We start from the raw sequence: 22774 nt of genomic DNA, 5'->3' as shown, positions 1-22774 counted from the left end.
CCGCGCCATCGAATAAAATGGTAAAAACAGATTCGAGGAGGTAATAAAAATGTCGCTTATCGGAAAAGAGATCGGGGCTTTTTCAACAAAAGCGTACCACGAAGACGACTTCAAGACGATCGTAAAGAACGATGTGCTCGGTCACTGGGCAGTATTTTTCTTCTATCCTGCCGATTTTTCATTTGTATGTCCGACGGAACTCAAGGAGCTCGCCGACCGCTACGAAGAATTCAAGGAGGCCGACTGCGAGGTCTACTCAGTCTCCTGCGACACGCACTTCGCGCACAAGGCGTGGCATGACGCTTCGGAGGCTATCAAGGCTATAAGATTCCCTATGCTCGCCGACCCGTCGGGGAAGCTCGCGAAAGATTTCGGCGTGATGGACGAAGACAAAGGATTCGCCGAGCGCGGCAGCTTCATCGTAAACCCGCAGGGGAAAATCTGCGCCTACGAGGTCAGCGCCGCTAATGTCGGACGCAGCGCCGCGGAGCTTCTGAGAAAGCTTCAGGCCTGCCAGTTCGTCGCGAAGTACGGCGACCGCGTCTGCCCCGCCGCTTGGACGCCCGGCGACGACACGCTGAAGCCCGATCCGACTCTCGTTGGGAAGCTTTAGCTTTATCAGAGAGAAAGGAGCAGGGGGAATTTTCTTCCCCCTCTCGTACCTGCCGTTCGGCCATAGAGTGCTTCAATATAATTCCAAAGCCTGTCTTTGAAGACGGCAGCCTTCGACCGCGACGAGGCGCTCCCCTCTCAATGTTTCTCTGATCGACCTCGCCGCTGTCAGCGCTTACGGCCGCGGCGGCGAAAATATCTCCTGCAAGTCAAACTGCGGGCGCCAATAGCTTTACCACATGCCTCTCAGCCGATTGAGAAGGGCAACGCGTAGATAGCCGCTGCGATCACTACCGCAACCGCCACTATACGTCGCCATATCTTATATTCCCTGTCCATCTTCTCCATCTCTTCCGCCGAAGGAGTCTCTGCAAGCAAAATCTGCGAACTCAGCGCCTCGTCCTCATTCGCCGCATATCTTTTACGGCAGAAGCAGTAGATCAGAAGCCCGAGGGCGCACCAAACTATGCCTGTAAGCAGCGCGTCGGGAGGCAGCTGGGTCATCATGACAATATAGATAAGTACGCTGACAGGCGCTCCTATCGTTATTCCCGGCGCCCTGTATGGACGATTGAGCTCTTTATGTTTGATCCGAAGGCCTAAGGCGGCGGCGATGCCAATCACATAGTAAAACAGGTCGGCAAAGAGGCTGAGAGATGCGATGTAGATCAGCGAATCAGTAGCTATCAGTGCGATGGAGAGCGTGCCGAGCGCTATGATGGAAACATACGGAGTTTTGTACTTCGGATGTACCTTGGCGAATATTTGCGGCACCGCCCCATCCCTCGCCATCGTGAACAGGTAGCGCGGAGGAACGGCGATGCTTGCGTTCAGAGTAGAAAAGTCTCCTCCAAAGGCGATGCCCAGCGCGAGCATAAGCAGCGGGAAGCCAAGGATCCCAGCGATCTTCATCGCCTCCGCGTAGGGAGCGTCGGCCGAAGCGATCGCGCCGAGCTGCGCCGTGGGCACGATGCCAACGAGAAACCACTGAAACGCCGCGTTTACGGCAAAGACGATAAAGGGGGCCAGGAAGAGGGCGCGAGGTATATTTATCTGCGGGTATTTGATCTCTTCTCCCATGGCGCAGCAAGTTTCAAAGCCGGCGAAACACCACCAGATCATCGCTACGGATCCGATGAATCCGGCCGGCTTGAAATCAACGTATTCAGGCAGGCGCACGTAATTCTGCAAATCGACGTTCGGTATCATCATCAGGAACCATACGAGCGCGACGCCCCAGAAGAAGAACATAAATCCGTTCTGCAGCCTGCCGGTTATTTCGACGCCGCGGACGTTGGTGTATATGAAGGCGCCGACTACAAAGCAGGCGATGAACACGTCGCTTATCGGCAGCTCGCAGCCGAAGACGTGGAAGACGGCCTTAAAGTAGAAGCTGAAGGCCATCGCTTCGCCGCTCGTCACCGCCACCAGAGAGATGATGAAGTTCCACCCAGCCAGCATCCCCATAGGTTTGCCGATGCCAAGCGCAGCGTACTTGTAAGTGCCGCCGGCGTAAGGCAGCGCAGCGCCCATCTCCGCGTAGAGCAGGGCGGGATATACGCTGACGATCATGGCGACAAACGTCGCCAATATGACCGAAGCTCCCATTAGGCCGACGACGTTTGCCCCAACCGTGAACAGCCCAACGCCTATAACGGTACCGACTGTGATCGTTACCGCTTCGCGCATGCCGAAGGAGCGCTTCAGCGTGCTTGTCTGTATTTCTGACATTATAATTATCTCCTTTCTAACATAAGAATTTGTTCCTTGTATGTCTTCGATAGTTTAGAGTATAGACACGTGTGCCTTCTCAATGTCAAGCATAGAAAAAGCTCCGCAAAGCGAAAAACATGGAGCACACTCCATGTTTTCGTCAAAATAATCAATTGCTGCGTCTCAAAAAGCTTGTTCGCTCAGAAAAAAGAGCGAGATTTTTCGGCAATACGGCAGCAGGCGGCGCTTAATTTTACAGCTCGGCATATGCCTGCAAGAATGAGAGCTGCCGCTAAGCCAAAATCCCGCTCGCTACGGCAGCTCCCTTTAAATTTATTCCCCCTCTTCCTTCGGCTTCTCCGCTTCGTCTTCGAAGGGTATCTTGTGCTCTATCGCGCACTCATTGCATATAACTACGTTGTTGCCGAATTCGTCCTCCGCTTCGTGGAAAAGGTCGCAGCATTCGCGCAGCGGCTTTTCGCATATCGCGCATCTCAGCATTCTGTCACGCCCCTATTTCTTCTTCACAGAATATCCGAAGGTCCCAAGCCGGCGGCCGAGCGCGTAATAGCTGCCGTGCGAAGTCACGATCAGCGCCGCCTTTTCAAGGTGCAGGACGCCCTTTGCATCGAGCAGATCTTCGTTCACGTTCACCGCGACTATCTTTGAAACGAACATATCGTGGCTGCCGAGGGGCATTATCTTATCGACGACGCATTCGAGGTTTACCGGACTTTCGGCGATCATCGGAGCGTCAAGCTGCGAGGCCTTCACCGCGGTGAGCCCGGGCAGCGAAAATTTCCTACGGTCGCGCCCCGTCTTCACTCCGCAGAAGTCGGCGTTCCAGAGCAGCCTTTCGGTCGTCAGATTTATGACGAACTCCCCCGCCTCTTTTATTATCCCGTATGAATAACGCTCCGGCCTGAGCGAGATATAAGTCATCGGCGGGTCGGAATTTATAATGCCCGTCCATGCGGCCGTCATTATGTTCGACTTCTCCATCGTGCCGCACGAGACCATAGCGACCGGCAGAGGATAAAGCATCGTGCCGGCTTTCCATATATGTTTTGCCATCAGCTTCGCCTCTTTCCCTCAATTGCATGCGTCTATTATAGTATCTTTTTCGTTTTCATAAACGTTAAAATATCATGGCGTTTTGCGGCGAAAGCTGCGGAAAGCGGCTCGGGCAAGAGACGCCGTCGGCGCGCATTTATCTCAAAGAGAGGAAAAGCTTTATAATAGTAGCGCGAGACGCGATAGGAGATGGAGAATGATGGCGGCAACGGAAATCCTTCCGAACTTTTATAAAATAAATCTTGTGATACCGCGCGGCGGCTTTGAATCGTTCCTCGACGGCTGGCTGCTGCGCGACGAAGCCCGCGAACAAACGATACTCGTCGAGACCGGCCCCGCATGCTCCGTGCCGGAGCTTCTGCGCCGGCTGCGCGAGCTTAACGCCGACAAAATAGATTACCTGGTATATACGCATATACACCTTGACCACGCCGGGGGCGTTGGGCAGTTTATCGCAGCTCACCCGGAAACAAAAGTTCTTGCGCCCGAAAAAGGACGCCGGCATTTGATCGACCCTTCAAAACTCATGGATGGCAGCCGCGCCGTTCTCGGCGGCCTCTGCGACACTTACGGCGCGCCGAAGCCGCTGCCGGCGGAAAACATCATCGACGGAGGCATCGGCGGCCTGAGCGTAATAGACACGCCCGGGCATTCGCCACATCACAGCTCCTACATATACGAAATGAACGGCAAAAAAATACTTTTCGCCGGGGAAGCGGCGGGCTGCTTCACAAAGACAGAAGATGAGGATATATTCCTGCGTCCGGCGACGCCGCACAGATTCTTCTACGAAACCGCCATCGCCTCTCTCGACAAACTGCTCGCGCTCGAAGGTATCGACATAGTTTGCTTCCCGCATTCCGGATACTTTTACGACTATCGCGGAAAATTCGCCGCCGGCAAAAAACAAATGACACTCTGGCTGGAAATACTCTCACGCGAGCCGCGGCCGCTGACGGTGGAAGAAGCCGTGGCCAAACTCAAGACAAACGACCCAGAGCTCGCAAAGCTGTCAAAACTGCCCATAGGCGTGAAGGAACGCGAAGAGCACTTCATCCGCCAATCCGCGAACGGCTACCTGAAATACATAGAGAGAAACGAAAATATAGAGGCGGAAGGCGTAAGATGAACAGAAGAGCGCTTAAAACCATCAAGGAGATGCAGCTGAACGAAATGACAGAGCATATCGTCTATGCCCGCATGTCGAAGCGCGCCGACGGCGAAAACGCGAAGACGCTCAAAAAAATCTCCGACGGCGAGCTCCTCCACGCGCAGATCTGGGGCAGATACACCGGCGCCACGCCGAAGCCGTCGGCGCTGAAAATATTTTTCTACCGCCTCTGCGGCTTCCTCTTCGGACTCACCTTCGTCATCAACCTGATGGAGCGCGGCGAGGAAAGGGCTCAGGCGATCTACGCTTCGATAGCAGACGAAGTGCCGGAGGCGTTGAAAATATACGAGGACGAACAGGAGCACGAGCGCGAGCTGCTGGCGATGATCGACGACGAACGGCTGAAATATATAAGCTCGATGGTGCTCGGCATAAACGACGCGCTTGTGGAGCTGACCGGCGCGCTCGCCGGCTTCACCTTCGCGCTCGGCGACAGCGCCGTCATCTGCATGGCCGGCTTCATAACGGGCAGCGCCGCGACCTTTTCAATGGCCGCGTCGGAATACCTCGCTAAGAAAAACACCGGCGGCGACGGACGCCCGCTGAAAGCCGCGCTCTACACGGGCATCGCCTACATGTTCGCCGTTTGCATGCTGCTCGTTCCCTACGCGCTGATCTCCTCGCCGCTGGCCGCGCTCTTCTGCTGCCTCGCGAACGCCGTGTTCGTCATCATGCTCTTCACCTTTTACGTCTCGGTCGTACGCAAAGAAAAATTTTTCCCCGCCTTCGCCGAAATGGTCTGCGTAAGCTTGGGAGTCGCGGCGCTCTCCTTCATGATAGGCTGGGGCGCGCAGAAATTGCTGGGGATAGAGATGTAAGGAACAGCGCTGATATCCATTCTCCGTAAAGACAACGTCAATAAACCTTTTGAGCGTTTCGTATCGTTAGCTCGCTTTCATACTCTATTCCTTAAATATCAACACATCCCTTATTGTCTGGAAAAAGGTTCGGATTATATTAATTTGGTGCGGGAAGGGGGACTCGAACCCCCACGGAAAATCCACTGGATCCTAAGTCCAGCGCGTCTACCAGTTCCGCCATTCCCGCATAATCAGGTATTTTACAGTTCCGGCGACAATAAAGCAAGGCGTTTTGCGCGAATGGCGGCGTTGTTGCGGCGACGGACGCGCGCGTCCGTCGCCTTTACTCTTTCGGGCGGTTTGAAAACAGTCGGCGCAGCTTTTTTAAGAACCGCGCCGATCTTGTCAGCAGATTTTCTATTTGTCCGGCTACTTAGCTTATCCTGCTTCCGGTCGGAATCGAATCGTCCATCACTGTGAGCAGCGTAAGGACCTCCCGCCGCGTCTCGGGGCTTTCGGCCGCGAGGAGCATGCCGTCGCTCTGGACGCCGCGGAATTTCGCCGGCTTGAGGTTGCAGAGGACGACTATTTTTTTGCCTTCGAGCTCTTCCGGCTTGTAGAAGTCTCTGATGCTCGAAACGATGGCGCGCTTTTCATTGCCGAGGTCGAGGTGCAGGATGTAGAGTTTGTCGGCCTTTGGAACTACTTCTACTTTTTCGACGAGCGCAACGCGCAGGTCGAGCTTGGCGAAGTCGTCGTATTCGATCTGCGGCTTTTTGTCGGCGTATTTAAAGAACGCGGCGGGGTCGGCTTTCGCGCGCTTCGCAAGATCGCGCGTCTCTTTTTCTTTTTTCCACTTCTCAACGTCTATGCGAGGGAAGAGTATCCCGCTGCGGTCGACCTTGACGGCGCCTGGGAGCTCGCCCCACTTCCAGTTGGCGCGGCCGCATTCGAGCGGGCCGCCGGCGAGTCCGAGCTGGCTCCATATTTTAGCGCCCGTATCAGGCATAAAGGGAGCGACGAGCACGGCGGAAAGGCGCAGCGATTCCCACAGCGTGCGCAGCACGGCGTCGAGGCGGTCGACGTCGCCCTCGCGGCCGAGCCTCCACGGCTCTGTCTCGTCGATGTATTTGTTCGCGCGTCCGACGAAGGCCCAAAGGCATTTGAGCGTGTCGTCGAACGCGAAGTCATCCATCAGAGTGGAGCTCTCGGCGAAGGTTTTTTCGCCCATGGCCTTTATCTCATCGTCGAGCTCCGTCGCGCTGTACGACGCAGGCAGTTTGCCGCCGCGGTATTTCTCTATCATCTGCAGCGAGCGCGAGAGGAGATTGCCGAGGTCGTTCGCGAGGTCGGAGTTTATGCGCTGGACTAACGCGGCTTCCGAGAAGTCTCCGTCGTGCCCGAAGGGAACTTCGCGCAGCAGGAAGTAGCGGAAAGGGTCGATGCCGTACACATCGACCATCTCGAAGGGGTCGACGACGTTGCCGAAGGATTTCGACATTTTTTCGCCGTCCACCGTCCACCAGCCGTGAGCGAAGACGCGGACCGGCGGATTGAGACCGAGCGCCATCAGCATCGCCGGCCATATCACGCAGTGGAAGCGGATGATGTCTTTGCCGACGAGGTGACGCGCGATGGGCCAGTAGACCTGCCATTTACCGCCCTCCTGCGGGAAGTCGAGCGCCGAGAGGTAGTTGATCAGAGCGTCGAACCAGACGTAGATGACGTGGGCCTCGTCGCCGGGAAGGGGGATGCCCCATTTGAGCGTCGTGCGCGATATCGACTGATCGCGAAGGCCGCCCCTGATGAAGCTGACGACTTCGTTGTAGCGCTTTTTCGGCATTATCGCGTCGGGGTGCTCCTCGTAGAATTTGAGCAGCGGCTCGGCGAATTTTGAGAGGCGGAAGAAGTAGGTCTCCTCCGTCATTTTTATCAGAGGCCTGTGGCAGTCCGGGCAGGTCTGGCTATCGCCCATCTGCGCCTCCGGCACGTAGGTCTCGCAGGGGACGCAGTACCAGCCCTCGTACTCCCCTTTGTATATGTCGCCGGAGGCCATCAGGCGGCGGAATATCTCCTGCACGACCCTTTCGTGCCGCGGCTGCGTCGTCCTTATGAAATCGTCGTTATCGATGTTCAGGACTTTCCAGAGCCTCTTGAAGTTCTGCACGACCTCGTCGCAGAGTTCGAGCGGCGTCATGCCCCTCTTCTCCGCCGCGGTCTGTATTTTCTGTCCGTGTTCGTCAGTGCCCGTCAGGAAATAGCTGTCCTCGCCGCCGGATTTGTGCCAGCGGTTCAGCACGTCCGCCGCTATAGTCGTGTAGGCGTGCCCGATGTGCGGCACGTCGTTGACGTAGTATATCGGCGTTGTGATGTAGAAATTTTTTTCAGCCATGATTTAGGCCTCCCCGTTGAAATTTTCTATTATGAATCTTTTGACCGCGTTTCTCTGCACACCGTATTTTTCGGCGAGCGCCGCGGCGATGTTTTTCGTCCTTTCTCCGCTTTGCGCCATCGCGGCGGCTTCCTCGCGCCACGAGGCTTCTTCCATCGTTTTTCCTTCCGCGCCTTCGACGACGCAGACGAACTCGCCGCGAATTTTTTCTTGTGGCATTGTATCACAAATTCCCAGCAAAGTACCGCGTATCGTTTCCTGGTGCACCTTGCTGATCTCGCGCACGAGCGCCGCGCGCCTGTCCCCGAGGACGGAGGCGATGAAGGCGAGTTCTTCCGTAAGGCGGTGCGGCGCCACGTAAAAGACGAGGGTGTCGGGAAGCTGCGAAATTTCTTCGAGCTTTTTTCTCTTTTCCCCGCTTTTGCCCTTCAAAAACCCCGCGAAGAAAAATGATTCCATAGACGCGCCGGAAAGCAGCAGTGCGGGAAGAAGGGCGTTTGCGCCCGGCAGGACGTCGACCTCGAAGCCGCGCGCGGCAGCCTCGCGCGCGGCAGCCGCGCCGGGATCGGAAAGCCCAGGCGTTCCGGCGTCCGAGACGAGCGCGACGCGCTTTCCCTCTGCCAGCAGAGCGCATATGGTATCGACGCGCCTGCGCTCGTTGTGTTCGTGGCATGAGAGCAGCTCTTTTTTTATATCGAAGTGGTTCAGCAGGCGCAGCGTGCGGCGTGTGTCTTCGCAGGCTATAACGTCCGCCGCGCGCAGCTCGCGCAGCGCTCGAAGCGTGATGTCTTCAAGGTTGCCTATCGGGGTCGGGACGATGACGAGCGGCATCAATCGCCCTCCTCTATCGCGTAGGCGGCTTTGAGCTCCGGCGTTTCCGCACCGCTTTCGTCTACGATAAACAGCGGCGGCTCCACGACTATGCCTTTTCCGCCCGAGCGCACGGCTTCGGCGAGCAGGACGGAGGCGCGCCCTTTCGGGCGCGGGTGTACGCACCTCATGATCTTCGGCGGCGTTTTGTATCTGTCGAGGAGCGCGAACAATTCGCCCGTCCTGTCGCTGCGAATCACTATGTCAAGGCGCCCTCTGTTTTTCAGAAGATAGTGCGAGGCGGCGATTATATCGCCGAGCGTGCATCGGGAACCCTGCACGGATGCCGAACGCGCTTCGCTCGGACTGCGGCGGCAGCTCCCCTCCTCATCGTAGGGAGGGTTGACTACGATTCTATCGAAGCTCTGCGCCGGCGCGATTTTTTTATAATCGCGTATGTCGGCCGCGAAAAAATCAGCATCAAGGCCGTTGAGCGCCGCATTTCTCTTCGCGAGCTCTATAAGGTGCGGCTGAATGTCGACGCCTTGCACGCTGAAACCGCGCTTCGCCAGTATCAGAGAAACTGCGCCGTGCGCACAGCCTATCTCCAGGATCTTTTCGCCGCGCTTTGGGCGCGTGAAGTGGGCGAGCAGTATCGTGTCCACGTTGACGCGAAGCCCCTCGCGCTCGTCGGGCTGATATATTTTAAGCACCCCGCGGAGCAGATCGTGGCACTTTTCCATTACGTCCAATCCTCCAGCCGCACGCCGACGACCTGTGAAAGTCCCTGCTCCTGCAACGTGACGCCGTAGAGCACGTCCGCGCGCTCCATCGTTGCGCGCCTGTGCGTCATCGCGAGTATCTGGCGGCTCTTCGCGTACTCTTTAGTGAGTTCGCTAAAGCGGCGCAGGTTGGCCTCGTCGAGCGCCGCGTCGACCTCGTCGAGCACGGCGATAGGCGAGCCCGCCACCTCCATAGTGGCAAAAAGCAGCGATATGGAGATAAGGGAGCGCTCGCCGCCGGAGTACTGATTCAGCACCTGCGTGTGCTTACCGGGGAGGCGCGCGTCTATCTCGACGCCGCTGGTCCATATCGTTTCTCCGTCGGTCATCACGAGGTGGGCCTCTCCACCGCCGAAGAGCGTCCTGAAGAGAGAGCAGAAACGCCCGTCGACTTTCTGAAGCTGCTCGGAGAACTGCCTGTGAGCCATTACGTCGGCGTCGGTTATGAGCTTCTGTATCTCGGCGGCGCTTGCGCGCACGTCCTCAAGCTGCTCGCCGAGGAAGGCCAAGCGGTCTTTGAGGCTCTCATCCTCGGGGAGCACGCCCATGTTCACGTCGCCAAAGGCCTTTATCTTTCTGTCTCCGTCGCGTATCCTGTGGCGAAGTTCCTCGATTTTTACGTCTTTGGGCAGTTCTTCTGAGCCAGGATACGGGAATTGTTCTTCCCATGTGTTGCAAAGCTCGTCAAGGTCGCGTTCCGTCTCGCTCTTCTTCGAGCGCATCGCGGCGAGCCTTTCGTTCTCTGCCAGCGCTCTCTGCTCGGCTTTCGCTCCGCGCGCCGCTATATATTTTTTCAGCCTTTCAAGCCCGGTATAGAGACTGCCGTGCTCCTCCATCTGTGCTACGAGCTCTTTTCTGCGGTTGTGTATTTCGAGGCAGCTTCCGCCGATCCTCGCGAGGTTTGCGCGTTCGCGCACGCACTGCTGGTCAAGCTCGGACATTTCTTCGTCAAGTCTGCGCAGCTTGTTCTCCTGAGCGCGCACGTCGTTTCTGATGCGCTCCATCATCGCGAAGCCGGAGGAAAGGGCGCTCGCAGCGACGGCGGCGCGCGCGCGGCACTTTTCGCGCTCTTCGATGAGTTTTCTGTCATCCTCCACGTCGGACGCGCTGTCGCGCTTCTCCTCAAGCGCCGCGATCGACGCCGCGATATTCTGCCAGTTAACGCCCTCGGCCTTTATCGATTCAAGCACGCGCGTACGCTCCGAAGCGGCGCGGCGCTGTTCGCGCGCGATGCGTTCCTTCTGGTCTTCGAGCACCGCCGCCTTGCCGTTCAGCTCGCGTATCCTACGCGTATACTCTTCTTTCGCCTCGGAGGCGGCGATTTCTTTGGCCTCGGCCACTTTGTATTTTTGAGCAATGGCTTCGGCTTCGCTCTTGGCTTTCGCCGCTTCCTCTTCGAGCCGCGCTACCTGCGCCTTCATTTCCAGCGCCCTGCCGCTCTTCTGGCTGCGCCCGCCGCTGACCGTGCCGCCGGGCTGGAAGACGTCGCCTTCCATCGTGACGACCGGCGATCTGAAGCCAGAGCGGACTAGCTCCTTTCCTGTGTCGTATTTGTCTACGATGAGCAGATCCCCCATGATGTGCTGTATCGCCGGCAGCCAGTGATCCTCCACCTTCACCAGCTCTGTGGCCCAGCCGACGACGCCGCGCTGCGGGAGCCTGTAAGCCTTGTTGGGATAGCGCGGCCTTGCGCGCTCAAGGGGCAGGAAAGTGGCCGTGCCGGCGGAGTTCTGCTTCAGGCGGTCGATGCAGCGTCCTGCTTCTTCCATGTCTTCGACTAAAAGCTGGAATTGGCGTCCGCCGAGGTAAGCCTCAAGCGCCGCGGCAAGGTCGACAGGCGCGGCAATCACGTCGATGACCGCGTGAGGGTCGGCGTTGAGGCGCTTCAACTTGGCCGCCGATAGCAGATGGCGCACAGGCGCCGGGTAAAGCCCAGCCTGAAGCGCGTCTGCCGCGTCGTTCAGCTTCGAGCGCAGGTTCGACGCCTCGCGCTTCGCACGCTGCAGCTCCGCGGCCAATCTCTGGCAGAGCGCGTACAACTCGCCATGCTCCTTGACAGATTTTTCCTGCTCAGAGTTGAGTCTCTCCCTGTCGCCGGAAATTTGTTTTATCTGAAGGTCTATGTCTTTGCGCTCGTCTGGGACGCCGTCCTTTTTCGAGCGCATTTCCAGAAGCTCTTTGCCGAGATATGAGAGCTTAGCGCGGCTCTTCTGAAGCTCGCCGTCGAGGCGCGCCTTTTCTGCGTTCCACTCTTCGCGCTCCCGGCGCGTCGCTTCGAGCCGCTCATTGTATTCCTTCCATTTTTTTTCTGTCGCGTCGAGCGCCTTCTGCGCCCTCTCGACTTCCTCGCGCGCCTTTTTATTCTCGTCGACCGAAGCTTTCTGCTCTGCAAGAAGTTTTTCGTGACGCTCTTTGGCCTCCGCCCTCTCTTCGCGCCCCTCGGCGATGCGCGCCTTCGCGCCGCGCAGGCTGGTCGCCGACGCGTAGCCGGATTTCATAAGGCCGTCGAAGCGGCTGCGGCACTGCTCGAGCTCCCACGTCTGCCTGCCGTGGGCCTGAGCCGCGCGGCTTATTTTCGCCTCTATCGCGCTTCCGGCTTTCTTCCAGAAGCCGGACCAGAATAAAGAGCCCTCGCGCAGCGCGGATGCCGCTTCAAGCTCGACGGAAAGCGCCGCCGCGACGCGCTCGCATTCGGCGCGGCGAAGCCAGTACAGCAGCTTTCTGTCTCCCTCGATACCATCTAATATAGCGCGCATCTCTACGGCGCGCCCGACCTCCGGCGCTATCTCCTCGCGGCGCGAGAAGAGCTCGCCCATCAGGTGGCGGAGCTGCCCGCTCTCTTCTTCGACCGTAGCGAGCCTCTCCTGCGCCTCCATTCTTTTTTTTCTGTAAATGTCTATGCCGAAGAGCAGCTCGAAGTACATCCTGCGCTCCACCGGGCTCTGCTTCAGCGTTTCCTGCACTTCGCCCTGCCCGATGAAGGCGAAGCGCGCGCCTTCGAGCTTCCACTGACGCTTCAGCGCGTCGAGCTCGGTCAGCGTCCTGCGCGAGTTGTCGACGAAGAGGCTCGTCAGGCCGTCGGGCGCGGAGACGCGGCGCTTTATCGTGCACACGCGCTCCTCGTCGCGCAGATGCAGCGTGACCTCGGCCTCCTTTGCCCTCTCTCGGCTCACGGAGCCTTGGAAAAGCAGGTCCGACTGGCGGCTGATGCGGAGGCGCGAAGCGCTGCTGTCGCCGAGCGACCATCTCAGCGCGTCGAGCAGATTGCTTTTACCGCTGCCGTTCGGCCCGACTATCGCCGTGAAACCCGACGAAAGTATCAAGTCGTGGGAGCCGCCGAAGCTTTTAAAGCCTTTAAGCTGAAGGCGACCTATGTACAACTGCCCAACCCTCTCGTTTCTGAAGAACGCTTATCCTGTGTTCGACCTGATGCAGCGAGCCCTGGCATTCAAGCCGGAATTTGCCCCACGACATACCGGGGCGGCCGCGTATGAAAATTTTTTTCTCAAACTCCTCTTCCCAAAGTTCGAGGAAGGTCTCGCATATATATTCCGCCACGCCCTCGGAGCATTCGACGAGCAGCGCCTCGGATTTCGACGAAAGCACTATCTTTCTTATGAAGCGCTTTATCTGGAGCGCTACGCTCTCCTCGCACGGCACCGTGCCGAGGCCGCCGCAGTAAGGGCAGCTGCGCATCAGGGCGGCGCGCAGGTCGGTGCGCGCGCGCTTGCGCGTTATCTCGACGAGGCCGAGCCCTGTGACGCCGTAGACGCGCGCCTTGCACCTGTCGCTCTTGAAGAGCTCCTGAAGCTCTTTCACGAGCGCCTGGTTGTTTTCTTCCTTTTCCATGTCTATAAAGTCGACGACGACGATCCCGCCGAGAGCGCGCAGGCGAAGCTGACGCGCTATCTCTACGGCAGCCTCCATGTTCGTCTTGAGCACAGTGTCGTTGAGATTCTTCGAGCCGACGAACTTTCCTGTGTTGACGTCGATGACGGTCAGGGCCTCGGTCTGGTCGATGACTAAGTAGGCGCCTGAAGGGAGCCAGACTTTCCTGCTCTGTAGCTCGGCGATCTGGCTTTCAAGCCCGTAAACGTCGAAAAGCGGCATCTTTCCACGGAAGAGGTTCACTTCTATCTCCTTGTCCGGGAAAAATCTCCTCACTATCGCCTCTGTAGACGCCTTTTCCTCTTCGCTGTCTATCACTATTTCGTCTATCTCGTCGGTCAGCTCGTCGCGAAGCACGCGCTCGAGCAGGCCGGTGTCGCGATGCACGAGACAGGGCGCGCCGTTCTGCTTCGCGCCGCGGCGTATCGCCCCCCACTGCGCGACGAGCGCGTCGACGTCTTTCTTCAGCTCCAGCATATCGCAGCCTTCGGCTACCGTCCTGATTATTATCCCGAAGCCCTGCGGACGCAGCTCTTTCGCCATGATCCTCAGCCTCGTGCGCTCGCCGTCGCTGGCGATGCGCTTGGATACCCCGGTTTCATGCCCATAGGGTATCAGCACCATATAGCGCCCGGCGAGGGATATCCTCGGAGAGACGCGCGCGCCCTTTCCCTTGCGCGCGTTCTTCACGACCTGCACGAGCATCTCCATGCCCTGTTTGACTTCGATATTCTTTACGTCGTCAAGATAGAGAAAGCCGTTTTTACCGTCGCCGAGATTCAGAAAGGCCGAGTTCATCCCCTTGAGCACGCTGTCGACGCGAGCCTTGTAAATTTCTCCGGTCCTTTGATGTTCGAGCATCCTTTCGATGTAAAACTCGTATAGCTTTCCCTTTTCGTCTATTATCGCTATCCGAATCTCCTCCGGGTCGATCAGGTTCGCGATTATTTTTTTTGAACGGCCTGTCATATTCCCAATCCTCCGTTAAATGAGCGGCAGCACGGATTTTGATTCTTCATCCCAGCGCCCGACTGCGAGGCGCGCAATGCGCAGCTCGCTCCAACCCGCTACGATCTCCGCCGCTATCAGGGCCTTAACGAGAGGCCCCGCGCCGCAGCGCTCAAGCTCGCCTGCCGCGAGCGTTACGACGCCGCCGTCGAAATCGCAGCGGTAAAGGGCGCCGCGACGCCGCGCCTCGGAGGCGACGGCTTCCTTGGCCTCCGCGCCGAGCGCGGCTCTTGCGCCGGCAAAGCTGTAAAGGGCCGCGTCGATCGATTTCGCGAGCACCTTTTCCTCCGTTATTTCCGCGTACTTTAATATTTTAAGCCCTTTCGGGAGCCTTGCGTTCCAGCGAAAGAGCGATTTTTCATTCCACTCGTCGAACCAGAAGTCGGCCGGCTCGGCCGAGCCTTCGACTCCCGTCGCGAGGGGGGGCGCAAGGCTTATGCGCGGATGCGGCGAGAAGCCGGCCGTAAATTCCTGCCTCAAGCCGGCGCGCTTCGCGGCGCGCGACATTACTACAGGCAGGTCCAAGTGATTGACAAAGGTGAAAAGCCCCTTCTTCTCGTAGAGTATTCTAATTCTCGCCACCGCCGCACACCTCCGCGCGCCCCTGCCAGCCGCAGCCGTTGCAACCGCCGCGGCAGTCGCGCGTGACCTCTGCCCTGTAAGCCCTTTCGCGTTCGAGCAGCAAATATTCTTTATCGACGCCGCAGTCGATATGATCCCATGGCAGAGCGGCGCCGAGGGCACGTTCCGCAGTGTAGGAGGCGGCGTCCATGCCGAGCTCCTCGAAGGCCTTCATCCAGCGGCCGAAATTAAAATATTCGCTCCATCCGTCGAAGCGTTCGCCGGCGAGCCACGCCCTTTCTATCGCGGGCGCGAGCGCCGAGTCGCCGCGCGCGAAAACCCCTTCGAGAAAGGTCTGCTCCGGCTCGTGATAGGAAAGGGAGACCTTCCTGCTTCGAACCTTCGATTTGAGCCAGCGGCCGCGCTCGCGAAGCTCCTCTATAGACGCCTGCTTCTCCCACTGAAAAGGAGTGTGCGCCTTCGGTACGAAGCCGGCGACCGACGCGTTAACGTCGCCGCGGCGCTTGTGGCGTTTCGCCGCGGTGACGGCCCTGCCGCATATTTCCAGTATGCCGGCGAGGTCCTCCTCCGTTTCCGTCGGCAGCCCCATCATGAAATACAATTTGACACGCTCCCAGCCGTGGGCGAAAGTCGCCTCAAGCGCGGCTTCGATATCCTCCTCCGTCACGCCCTTGTTTATCACGTCGCGAAGCCTCTGCGTCCCGGCCTCGGGCGCGAATGTGAGCCCCCCTTTTCTCAGCGATTCGAGCCTTGACGCGAGGTCGACGGAAAAAGCGTCGACGCGCAGGCTCGGCAGCGAGAGCTTTATTTTATATTCTGCGAGCATAGGTGCCAGTTTCTCCATGGCCTCCGGCAGCCCCTTCCAGTCGCAGGTGGCGAGGGAAAGCAGCCCGGCCTCCTCCCAGCCCGTACTCTCGAGCAGAGCCTCCAGCTGACGGCAGACGGACTCGGCGCTCCTTTCGCGCAGAGGGCGGTCGATCACTCCGGCCTGGCAGAAACGGCAGCCGCGGGTACAGCCCTTGAATACCTGCACGGCGGCCCTGTCGTGTACTATTGCGGTGTTCGGCACGATCATCGTCGTGTGGTAGAAGGCGTCGTCGAGATTTTCGACGATGCGGCGGCGTATTCTTTTGTTCGTGCCGTGAATAGCCGGGACGTACACGCCCTCTATCGCGGCGAGCGCCGAAAGCTTTTCGGCGCGCTTCGCGCCTTTCAGTTCGTGCAGGCGGCTCAGGACTTCGGGGATAAGCGCCTCACCGTCTCCGGCCATGAAGGCGTCGAAGAAGGGCGCCACGGGCTCCGGCGAGAGGGCCCCTATGCCGCCGGCCAAAAGCAGCGGCTCCTCCTCGCCGCGGTCGGCCGACCGGAAATGAATGCCCGAAAGGTCGAGTATCGTAAGGATATTCGTGCAGGAAAGCTCGTACTGAAGAGTGACGCCCACCGCGTCGAAATCCCTGAGGGGACGCCGGCTTTCGAGCGACCAAAGCGGCGTTCCGCTGCCGCGCATCGCTTCCTCCATATCCGGCCAAGGTGTATAGACGCGCTCCGCGTCGGCGTAGGGCAGAGACTTGGTAAGCGGGTAGAGAATCTGAAAGCCGAGGTAGCTCATGCCCACCTCGTAAACGTCGGGGAAAGCGTAACATACGCGCACTATATCGCGCCCCTCCTTCACGGGGCCGCTTCCCCATTCGCCGCCGATGTAGCGCGACGGGTGCTTTACGGAGGAGAGCAGCACGCGCATGCGCTCCTCGTCAATTCCACCGGACATAACAAACCCTCCAAAAACTTTTATATGAAGCGTAGCGCGCAAAAGCGCGCAGCGTATATATTCGAGTCAGAATCTATCCTGCCTCGCGGCGACGTTAACGCTCTGGACGAGGCCGAGCGCGAGCGATATGACGAGTATGGAACTGCCGCCGTAGCTGAAGAGGGGCAGCGGTATCCCCGTCACCGGCGCGAGCCCCATGCTCATAGCGACGCTCTCGGCTATCTGGAACCAGAGCCACGCCGCGACGGCCGCGCAAAACAATTTTCCACGCATATCCTTCGTATACTGCGCGATATTCAAGACGCGCCAGAGCAGCAGCGCGAAAAGCAGCAAAACGACGGAGCAGCCCAAAAAGCCGAATTCCTCGGAAAAAACGCTGAATATGAAATCCGTATGGGGCTCCGGCAGAAAGTGCAGCTTCCCCTGAGTGCCGTGCATGAAGCCCTTTCCAAAAAGCCCGCCCGAGCCCACCGCTATGCGCGACTGAATCACGTTATAGCCGGCGCCCTGCGGGTCTACCGTCGGATCGATGAAAACCATAACGCGCATCCTCTGGTAGGGCTTCATTATGAACCAGAGCAAAGGCAGAGCCGCGAGTCCGGCGCCGACGATCGAGGCGAGGAACTTCACAGGCATACCGGCAGCCACAAAAACCGCTAAAAGCATTACGGCGTAAACAAGAGAACTGCCCAAGTCGGGTTGAAGCATTATCGGCAGTATCGCCGCTCCGGCGACGGCGCAGGCGGCGCATATCCTGCGCGGGCTGTTCGGCGGCAACGCGGCGCAGAGCTTGGCAAGCGCAAGCGCGAATACAACCTTGCCGAACTCCGACGGTTGGAAGCGGAAAAATCCGAAATTGAACCAGCGCTGCGCCCCCCGCGCGCTGTGCCCCGAAAGCAGCAGGACGATCAGCGTAAGCACCATGCAGGCGAAGAGCGGCGCCGCGTACTTCATGAAATTCCGGTAATCCGCCTTGACCGCCGCGATATAGATCAGCGAGCCGATCGCCCCCCACGCCGCCTGCTTTATGACGAAGCCGGAGAGCGCCGCGCCGCCTTTAGCGAAGGACGCGCTCGCGCTGTATATCGCGGCGAGCCCCAAGCAGAAGAGCAGCAGCCCGGCGGCCAGCAGTAGCCAGTCCGTGTAGGTCCTTATATCCGCCCAAGAGGTGGAAAATTTTTCAGCCATTTCAGAGCGCGGCGCAAAAAATTATTCAGCTCCGCTTACTTTTTCTTTCCCTTCTTCTCCTGCGCCTGGACCTTCTGCGACGTCTTCTGCTGCGCCTGAGGAGCCTCGGGCGCGTGCCTCCTCATGTTCTTCAGCGGTATTGACGCAAGCAGCGCTACGGAGTGATCCTCTCTGTTGAGGTCGAGCTCTATGCCGTTCTCGTCTATCTCAAGATATTTTTTTATCGTGTTTATCAGGTCGCCACGAAGAGCGTTCAAGATCTCCGGCGATATGTCGTTCCTGTCGTGTATCAGGACGAGCTGAAGGCGTTCCTTAGCGACGCTGCCGCTCTTCTGTCTGCCGAAAAGCCCGCCCAGGCAGTCAAGTATTCCCACTTCGTCCACCTACCCTTTGGAAAAGAATCTGCGGATAGACGCCCAAACTCCGCCGTCGTTGTCGAAGAGGTCCATGAAGGGCACTCTTTCGCCGCATATGCGTTTGGAAATATTTTTGAAAGCCTCTCCCGCCTTCGTCGCAGCTGAAAAGATAAGAGGCTCGCCGCTGTTCGCCGAGGTGATGATCGATTTGTCGTCCGGTATCACGCCGACTAAGTCGACCGCGAGTATGTCGAGTACGTCGTCGACGCTCAGCATCTCTCCACGCTTCACCATCTCGGGGCGTATCCTGTTCACGATAAGCTTTATCGGCGATTTGCCCATCGATTCCAGCAGCCCGATTATACGGTCGGCGTCGCGCACCGCCGAGACCTCCGGCGTCGTCACGACCAGCGCTTCCGCGGCGCCGGCGGCCGCGTTGCGGAAGCCGGCCTCTATTCCCGCCGGGCTGTCTATCAATATGAAATCGAAATCCGGCGCGAGGTCGGCGCATATCTTTTCCATCTGCTCGGCGGAGACGGCGTCCTTAGTCTTCGACTGCGCCGTCGGAATCATATAGAGGCTATCGAGCCTCTTGTCGCGGATAAGCGCCTGATTCAGCCGGCAATTCCCTTCGATGACGTCGATCAGCGTGTAGACTATGCGGTTTTCGAGTCCCATTATGACGTCGAGGTTCCGCAGCCCAACGTCTCCGTCCACGGCTACGACCTTATAGCCCGATTGGGCGAGCGCCGCGGCGATATTCGCCGTCGCCGTCGTTTTGCCGACGCCGCCCTTGCCGGAAGTAATCACGATCGTTCTGCACTTCATTTTTTCTCCACCCAAGGTTTCATCCCCTTCAAAGCTCCGGCCACGGAGCGACCTGAACTTCATTGTCGTTTATTTTCAATGTAACAGCTCTTCCCCAGAAAGGCGAATTCCTGTCTATAATGCCGAGCTTCGTTCCTATACGGACCTGCCCCGTTTCGAGGGAGCGCGCGACGACCGCAACGCCGTCGTCCCCGCCGCAGCCGGCGTGTACGAGACCGTTAAGCCGCCCTATCACTGTGACGTTTCCCTTCGCGGCGATCTCGGCGCCCTGATTCACGTTGCCGATCACGACTATATCGCCGTTGTGCCCTATGCTCTGGCCGCCGCGCAGCGTGCCGAAATAGACGAAGCCGGGAAAGCTTTTTTCTTCCGCCTCGCGTTCGCCCCTGTATCCGTTTTTTAAAGGAAAGCCTCCGTCTGCCGAAGCGCAAAAGCCCATTCTGACGAGCAGCTCTCTTGCGCCTCCGTCCGCCGCGATCCAACGCGAGACGGTGCAGCCGGCAGGTTCGATAAAGTTTTTCCAGATTTTTAAGAGCAGTTCAGGCTTGAAGGCCCGCGTCTGAAGATCTATCTCGACGTTGTTTCCTTTGAGCAGGCGGCCGCCCGTCGAAAGCAGCGTCTCGAAGCCTTCGAGCATCTCGCGCTCGCTCATGTCGGCAGGTATGATACATCGCAGCGACCCTGCCTGTCTGCCCTTCAATTGAATCATTCTTCAACCCCCACGAGAAAAAATCAGCGTTCCTGTCCGTCAGCTGGCGCTTCAGCTCCTCGCCCGGCCGCTTCCTTCTTTTCCTGCGGCTTCTCTTCCGCGTATTTTTTGCCGTTTATCAGGAAATTCAACATCTTTCCCACTATCGGCCCCGCGACGGACGATCCGCCCTTGCCGGCTTCCGCGATCGCGACCACCGCGTACTGCGGTTTGTCGACCGGCGCGTAGCCGACGAACCACGCGTGGTCCTCGCCCTGCGAGTTCTGCGCAGTCCCCGTCTTGCCTGCGATCTTTATGCCGTAATTCGCGGCTCTGCGCCCCGTGCCGCTTCTGGTAACTTCTTCGACGCCGCGCCTTATCAATTTTAACACGTCGGGGCGAATATCGAGAGGGATACTTTCGACCGGCGCTTCAGTGTTCAGGCGCGGCTTCAAAAGTTTCCCTCCGTTGGCTATGGCCGCATAGGCGCGGACGACCTGCAGCGGCGTCATAAGCACGTAGCCCTGCCCTATCGAATAGTTGACTGTGTCGCCGCCGTACCAGTTCTCCTTTATCCTCCTCTTCTTCCACTCCGGGCCGGCGAGAGTCCCCGACGCTTCGCCGGCTATATCTACGCCGGTCCTTTTTCCGATTCCGAATTTCGACGCGGTGCGGATAAGCCTGCTTATCCCCATCTCGTTCGAGAGCTCGTAAAAAAATACGTCGCAGGAATCGCGGAGCGCTGCGATTATGTTTTCGCGTCCGTGTCCACTGTGCTTCCAGCAGCGGAAGCGTTTGCCGCCGAGCTCGAAGTAGCCCGGGCAGTAGACCGTCGTATTTCTGTTCGCGACTCCGCTTTCAAGCAGAGCCGAGCCCGTGATTATCTTGAACGTCGAAGCCGGCGGATACGCCCCAGATATGGCGCGATTCATCATCGGCCTTTCGCGGTGGTCGGTCAGGGCCGCCCATTCTTTATGTGTGATGCCCCACGTGAGAGGGTTCGGGTCGAAGGAAGGCGATGAGTAAAGACAGCGCACGCTGCCGTCGTTGACGTTCATCGCTATGACGCTGCCTCTGTATTTTCCTATTAGCTCCGCCGCGTAGCGCTGAGCTGCGAGGTCGATGGCGAGCATCATGTCCTTTCCTTTTGTCGATTTCACATAGCTCACGTCGCGCAGTTTTCTGCCGCGCGAATCCACCTCTATAACCTCTTCGCCGGCGGCTCCGCGCAGCGAATCTTCGTACTCGCCCTCGACGCCGTTTTTGCCTATCATGTCGCCGCCGCGGTAAATTTCCGTGTCTTTCGCTTCAAGCTCCTCTTTCGTTATCTCGGCGACATAGCCGACGACGTGCGCCGCGTACTGCGCCGCAGGGTAAGTGCGCCGCCAGACGGGCGTCGGGAAGAGCACGTGGCGGAAATCTTTATCCATTACCAGCTCTGCGACCTGCGCGAAGGTGAGGTTCGTCGCTACGGTTATCGCGCGGTAAGGGGCCGAATACTGCTTTGAAACGGTCTCCCTGAATTTTTCCTCCGTCATCGGTATCCCGCTGCGGTTGAGCAACTCAGTCACGATCTTGACGTTCTCTTCCTTCTGCAGGTCGACCGGATAGCCGTTTATGTTGAAGGTGCGCACGTTGACAGCCAGCGGCGCGCCGTTTATGTCTACGATGCCGCCGCGCGGCGGAAGTATGCGCAGTATCCTCAGCCTGTTCTGGGAAGCAAGCTTGACATAGGTGTCGCCGTTCGCGACCTGAAAATAAAAGAGCCCCGCCGCGAGCAGCGTGAAAGAAAAGAGCAGCGCCCACTGCAGGAAGCGGAGCCGCCTCATCGTATCGAATTTTGAATATTTCTGCTCAGCCATTTCTTTCGGAAGCCCTGCCGAAAAGCCACGCAAAAATTATTATCACCGGCACCGCTATAAGCTGCTGCACGATGAACTGGCGCAGCGCGCTCTGGCTCGGTATCGTCCAAAAGAAATAATGTCCGAGCGCGTAGACGAGCTCGCAGAACGCCGAAACCGCCATGAACGCGAAGGGGGTGCGCCCAATCGCCGGAAGCTTCTGCCAGATGAAGCAGGCGAGACCTATGACGCCGCCGCTGATCGCGGAGGTGAGCCCTGGGAGGTTCGTCCAGCGAAGGTCCCACAACAGGCCGCCGAAGAAGGCTATCCACACGAGCTTCGACTGTTCCTCCTTTGACTTTTCCGGCAGCAGCGCGATAAAAAGAATCGTCAGCAGGAAGACGTCGGGTATCATGCAGATGCCCATCAGCAGCAGCTGCGCGAAATCCTGCAGCAGCCATATCAAAGAAAGCAGAATCATCGCTGCGCGCCTCCGCTCGAAGGCATAAAGACGTCGACGTTGTAGAGTTGCGTAAGGTGAGCGCCGGCGCTCAGGCGCATCTCCTTATACCCCTCCTTCTCCTCGTCGATCCCGATTATCGTGCCGATCGCAAGCCCCGGTGGGATTACGTCGCTCATCAGCGATGTCGAAACGCTCATCCCGCGCCTGACGTTCCTCTCTTCGGGAATGTAAAGCAGGCGCAGATGCCCCCTGCCGTCGCCGGCGGCGACGCCGAGGTCGCGAGTCTGGTCGACCGCGGCCGCGATAAGAAAGGAGGATGAAGTTATAAGCTCGACCCACGACGAGTGGGCGGAGACGCGCGTCACGCGTCCTACGAGAAAGCCCTCGGAAGCGACGGCCGCCCCTTCGCGAACGCCCTCCTGAGCCCCCCTGTCGATGCGAAGCTCCTGCCACCACTCCTGAGGATAGCGCAGCGTGACGACGGCGCGCAGATAGCCGCCCTTCGGCGCCGGGCTTTTAACTCCGGCGCGCTGCAACGCCTCCTCGAGAGCGAGGTTTTTAAGCTCGAGCTTCTCGACACGCTCGTTAAGATTGTCGCGCTCGAGGACCCAGTTCCCGCTCAGCTTTATGATGTTGCGCAGGTAGAGGACGGGCTTCTCGGGATAAGAGAGAATTCCGTTCACAAGCTCGACGGCTCCGTGTTTCACGCCGTCTGTGCCCGCAGATAAAAAGAGGATCGCCGCCCCTGCGAGGACCGAAATGAAGGAATTAAGCCACGGCCGGCTCTCGCGGCAGAGAATCCGCATTATC

General features: G+C 58.4%; 20 protein-coding genes and 1 tRNA gene. 3 read left to right on the top strand and 18 right to left on the bottom strand.

From position 1 onward, the window contains the following. Nucleotides 1-49: 49 nt before the first annotated feature. A complete protein-coding gene (locus EH55_RS05565; RefSeq protein WP_037975574.1) occupies nt 50-613 on the top strand; it encodes a redoxin domain-containing protein in 564 nt (187 codons plus the stop codon). A 245-nt stretch (nt 614-858) separates the two neighbouring features. Here EH55_RS05565 and EH55_RS05560 read toward each other — a convergent pair whose 3' ends face one another. From EH55_RS05560 to EH55_RS05555, 3 genes are all read right to left on the bottom strand, one after another. Beyond that, complete coding sequence (locus EH55_RS05560; RefSeq protein ID WP_037975573.1) at nt 859-2343, bottom strand: APC family permease; 1485 nt, start codon at nt 2341-2343, stop codon at nt 859-861. Between the two features lie 315 nt (nt 2344-2658). Further along, nucleotides 2659-2826 (bottom strand): hypothetical protein, encoded by a 168-nt coding sequence (locus EH55_RS14415; RefSeq protein WP_160170729.1) that lies wholly within the window; start codon nt 2824-2826, stop codon nt 2659-2661. Between the two features lie 12 nt (nt 2827-2838). Beyond that, nucleotides 2839-3399, bottom strand: a complete 561-nt coding sequence (locus tag EH55_RS05555; RefSeq protein ID WP_037975571.1) for a flavin reductase family protein — start codon at nt 3397-3399, stop codon at nt 2839-2841. 199 nt (nt 3400-3598) lie between these two features. Here EH55_RS05555 and EH55_RS05550 point away from each other — a divergent pair, with 199 nt between their 5' ends. Together EH55_RS05550 and EH55_RS05545 are read left to right on the top strand one after the other, a co-directional pair. Then, nucleotides 3599-4528: an MBL fold metallo-hydrolase gene (locus EH55_RS05550; RefSeq protein WP_037975570.1), complete on the top strand. Its 930-nt coding sequence runs from the start codon at nt 3599-3601 to the stop codon at nt 4526-4528. Continuing rightward, entirely contained in the window at nt 4525-5388 is an 864-nt protein-coding gene (locus tag EH55_RS05545) for a VIT1/CCC1 transporter family protein (RefSeq protein ID WP_037975568.1), read from the top strand. Before EH55_RS05550 ends, EH55_RS05545 begins: the two co-directional genes overlap by 4 nt. Nucleotides 5389-5533: 145 nt before the next feature. Here the strand turns inward: EH55_RS05545 and EH55_RS05540 are convergent. The 15 genes from EH55_RS05540 to mreC form a co-directional block, all read right to left on the bottom strand. Further along, nucleotides 5534-5617 (bottom strand) — tRNA-Leu (locus EH55_RS05540). 186 nt (nt 5618-5803) lie between these two features. Continuing rightward, a complete protein-coding gene (gene metG, locus EH55_RS05535) occupies nt 5804-7762 on the bottom strand; it encodes a methionine--tRNA ligase (RefSeq protein WP_037975567.1) in 1959 nt (652 codons plus the stop codon). Nucleotides 7763-7765: 3 nt separating this feature from the next. Further along, nucleotides 7766-8593, bottom strand: a complete 828-nt coding sequence (rsmI, locus tag EH55_RS05530; RefSeq protein ID WP_037975565.1) for a 16S rRNA (cytidine(1402)-2'-O)-methyltransferase — start codon at nt 8591-8593, stop codon at nt 7766-7768. Next, nucleotides 8593-9315 (bottom strand): tRNA1(Val) (adenine(37)-N6)-methyltransferase, encoded by a 723-nt coding sequence (locus EH55_RS05525; protein ID WP_037975563.1) that lies wholly within the window; start codon nt 9313-9315, stop codon nt 8593-8595. Before EH55_RS05525 ends, rsmI begins: the two co-directional genes overlap by 1 nt. Beyond that, on the bottom strand, nt 9315-12734 hold the full coding sequence (gene smc, locus EH55_RS05520) for a chromosome segregation protein SMC (protein WP_037975561.1): 3420 nt from the start codon (nt 12732-12734) through the stop codon (nt 9315-9317). The genes EH55_RS05525 and smc overlap by 1 nt, the downstream gene beginning before the upstream one ends. Next, nucleotides 12709-14211 carry an Rne/Rng family ribonuclease gene (locus EH55_RS05515; protein WP_037975559.1) on the bottom strand — a complete coding sequence of 501 codons (1503 nt, stop codon included), beginning with the start codon at nt 14209-14211 and terminating at the stop codon, nt 12709-12711. Before EH55_RS05515 ends, smc begins: the two co-directional genes overlap by 26 nt. Nucleotides 14212-14226: 15 nt before the next feature. After that, the gene (locus EH55_RS05510) at nt 14227-14832 is read right to left on the bottom strand and encodes a TIGR03936 family radical SAM-associated protein (protein ID WP_037975557.1); all 606 of its coding nucleotides are present in this window, start codon (nt 14830-14832) and stop codon (nt 14227-14229) included. Next, complete coding sequence (locus tag EH55_RS05505) at nt 14819-16600, bottom strand: TIGR03960 family B12-binding radical SAM protein (RefSeq protein WP_037975555.1); 1782 nt, start codon at nt 16598-16600, stop codon at nt 14819-14821. The genes EH55_RS05510 and EH55_RS05505 overlap by 14 nt, the downstream gene beginning before the upstream one ends. A 66-nt stretch (nt 16601-16666) precedes the next feature. Continuing rightward, complete coding sequence (gene rodA / locus EH55_RS05500; protein ID WP_037975553.1) at nt 16667-17788, bottom strand: rod shape-determining protein RodA; 1122 nt, start codon at nt 17786-17788, stop codon at nt 16667-16669. A gap of 35 nt (nt 17789-17823) precedes the next feature. Next, a complete protein-coding gene (minE, locus tag EH55_RS05495; RefSeq protein ID WP_051682693.1) occupies nt 17824-18162 on the bottom strand; it encodes a cell division topological specificity factor MinE in 339 nt (112 codons plus the stop codon). A gap of 9 nt (nt 18163-18171) precedes the next feature. Further along, nucleotides 18172-18972, bottom strand: a complete 801-nt coding sequence (minD, locus tag EH55_RS05490; RefSeq protein ID WP_037975743.1) for a septum site-determining protein MinD — start codon at nt 18970-18972, stop codon at nt 18172-18174. A 28-nt stretch (nt 18973-19000) separates the two neighbouring features. After that, on the bottom strand, nt 19001-19681 hold the full coding sequence (locus EH55_RS05485) for a septum site-determining protein MinC (protein WP_037975551.1): 681 nt from the start codon (nt 19679-19681) through the stop codon (nt 19001-19003). A gap of 23 nt (nt 19682-19704) precedes the next feature. Continuing rightward, nucleotides 19705-21522, bottom strand: a complete 1818-nt coding sequence (gene mrdA, locus EH55_RS05480; RefSeq protein ID WP_051682682.1) for a penicillin-binding protein 2 — start codon at nt 21520-21522, stop codon at nt 19705-19707. Beyond that, on the bottom strand, nt 21515-21982 hold the full coding sequence (locus EH55_RS05475; RefSeq protein WP_051682681.1) for a hypothetical protein: 468 nt from the start codon (nt 21980-21982) through the stop codon (nt 21515-21517). Before EH55_RS05475 ends, mrdA begins: the two co-directional genes overlap by 8 nt. Continuing rightward, the gene (gene mreC, locus EH55_RS05470) at nt 21979-22770 is read right to left on the bottom strand and encodes a rod shape-determining protein MreC (RefSeq protein WP_037975548.1); all 792 of its coding nucleotides are present in this window, start codon (nt 22768-22770) and stop codon (nt 21979-21981) included. Before mreC ends, EH55_RS05475 begins: the two co-directional genes overlap by 4 nt. Nucleotides 22771-22774 lie beyond the last annotated feature (4 nt).

Source organism: Synergistes jonesii (assembly GCF_000712295.1).
GTDB lineage: Bacteria > Synergistota > Synergistia > Synergistales > Synergistaceae > Synergistes > Synergistes jonesii.
Note: the sequence above shows the minus strand (reverse complement) of the source record. Positions and strands in the feature narration are given on the sequence as shown.

What these genes read in the sequence shown, in the direction of transcription:
- EH55_RS05565 (WP_037975574.1), top strand. Translation starts at nt 50, where the DNA reads ATGTCGCTTATCGGAAAAGAGATCGGGGCTTTTTCAACAAAAGCGTAC.
- EH55_RS05560 (WP_037975573.1), bottom strand. Translation starts at nt 2,343, where the DNA reads ATGTCAGAAATACAGACAAGCACGCTGAAGCGCTCCTTCGGCATGCGC.
- EH55_RS14415 (WP_160170729.1), bottom strand. Translation starts at nt 2,826, where the DNA reads ATGCTGAGATGCGCGATATGCGAAAAGCCGCTGCGCGAATGCTGCGAC.
- EH55_RS05555 (WP_037975571.1), bottom strand. Translation starts at nt 3,399, where the DNA reads ATGGCAAAACATATATGGAAAGCCGGCACGATGCTTTATCCTCTGCCG.
- EH55_RS05550 (WP_037975570.1), top strand. Translation starts at nt 3,599, where the DNA reads ATGGCGGCAACGGAAATCCTTCCGAACTTTTATAAAATAAATCTTGTG.
- EH55_RS05545 (WP_037975568.1), top strand. Translation starts at nt 4,525, where the DNA reads ATGAACAGAAGAGCGCTTAAAACCATCAAGGAGATGCAGCTGAACGAA.
- metG (WP_037975567.1), bottom strand. Translation starts at nt 7,762, where the DNA reads ATGGCTGAAAAAAATTTCTACATCACAACGCCGATATACTACGTCAAC.
- rsmI (WP_037975565.1), bottom strand. Translation starts at nt 8,593, where the DNA reads ATGCCGCTCGTCATCGTCCCGACCCCGATAGGCAACCTTGAAGACATC.
- EH55_RS05525 (WP_037975563.1), bottom strand. Translation starts at nt 9,315, where the DNA reads ATGGAAAAGTGCCACGATCTGCTCCGCGGGGTGCTTAAAATATATCAG.
- EH55_RS05515 (WP_037975559.1), bottom strand. Translation starts at nt 14,211, where the DNA reads ATGACAGGCCGTTCAAAAAAAATAATCGCGAACCTGATCGACCCGGAG.
- EH55_RS05505 (WP_037975555.1), bottom strand. Translation starts at nt 16,600, where the DNA reads ATGTCCGGTGGAATTGACGAGGAGCGCATGCGCGTGCTGCTCTCCTCC.
- rodA (WP_037975553.1), bottom strand. Translation starts at nt 17,788, where the DNA reads ATGGCTGAAAAATTTTCCACCTCTTGGGCGGATATAAGGACCTACACG.
- minD (WP_037975743.1), bottom strand. Translation starts at nt 18,972, where the DNA reads ATGAAGTGCAGAACGATCGTGATTACTTCCGGCAAGGGCGGCGTCGGC.
- EH55_RS05485 (WP_037975551.1), bottom strand. Translation starts at nt 19,681, where the DNA reads ATGATTCAATTGAAGGGCAGACAGGCAGGGTCGCTGCGATGTATCATA.
- mrdA (WP_051682682.1), bottom strand. Translation starts at nt 21,522, where the DNA reads ATGGCTGAGCAGAAATATTCAAAATTCGATACGATGAGGCGGCTCCGC.
- EH55_RS05475 (WP_051682681.1), bottom strand. Translation starts at nt 21,982, where the DNA reads ATGATTCTGCTTTCTTTGATATGGCTGCTGCAGGATTTCGCGCAGCTG.
- mreC (WP_037975548.1), bottom strand. Translation starts at nt 22,770, where the DNA reads ATGCGGATTCTCTGCCGCGAGAGCCGGCCGTGGCTTAATTCCTTCATT.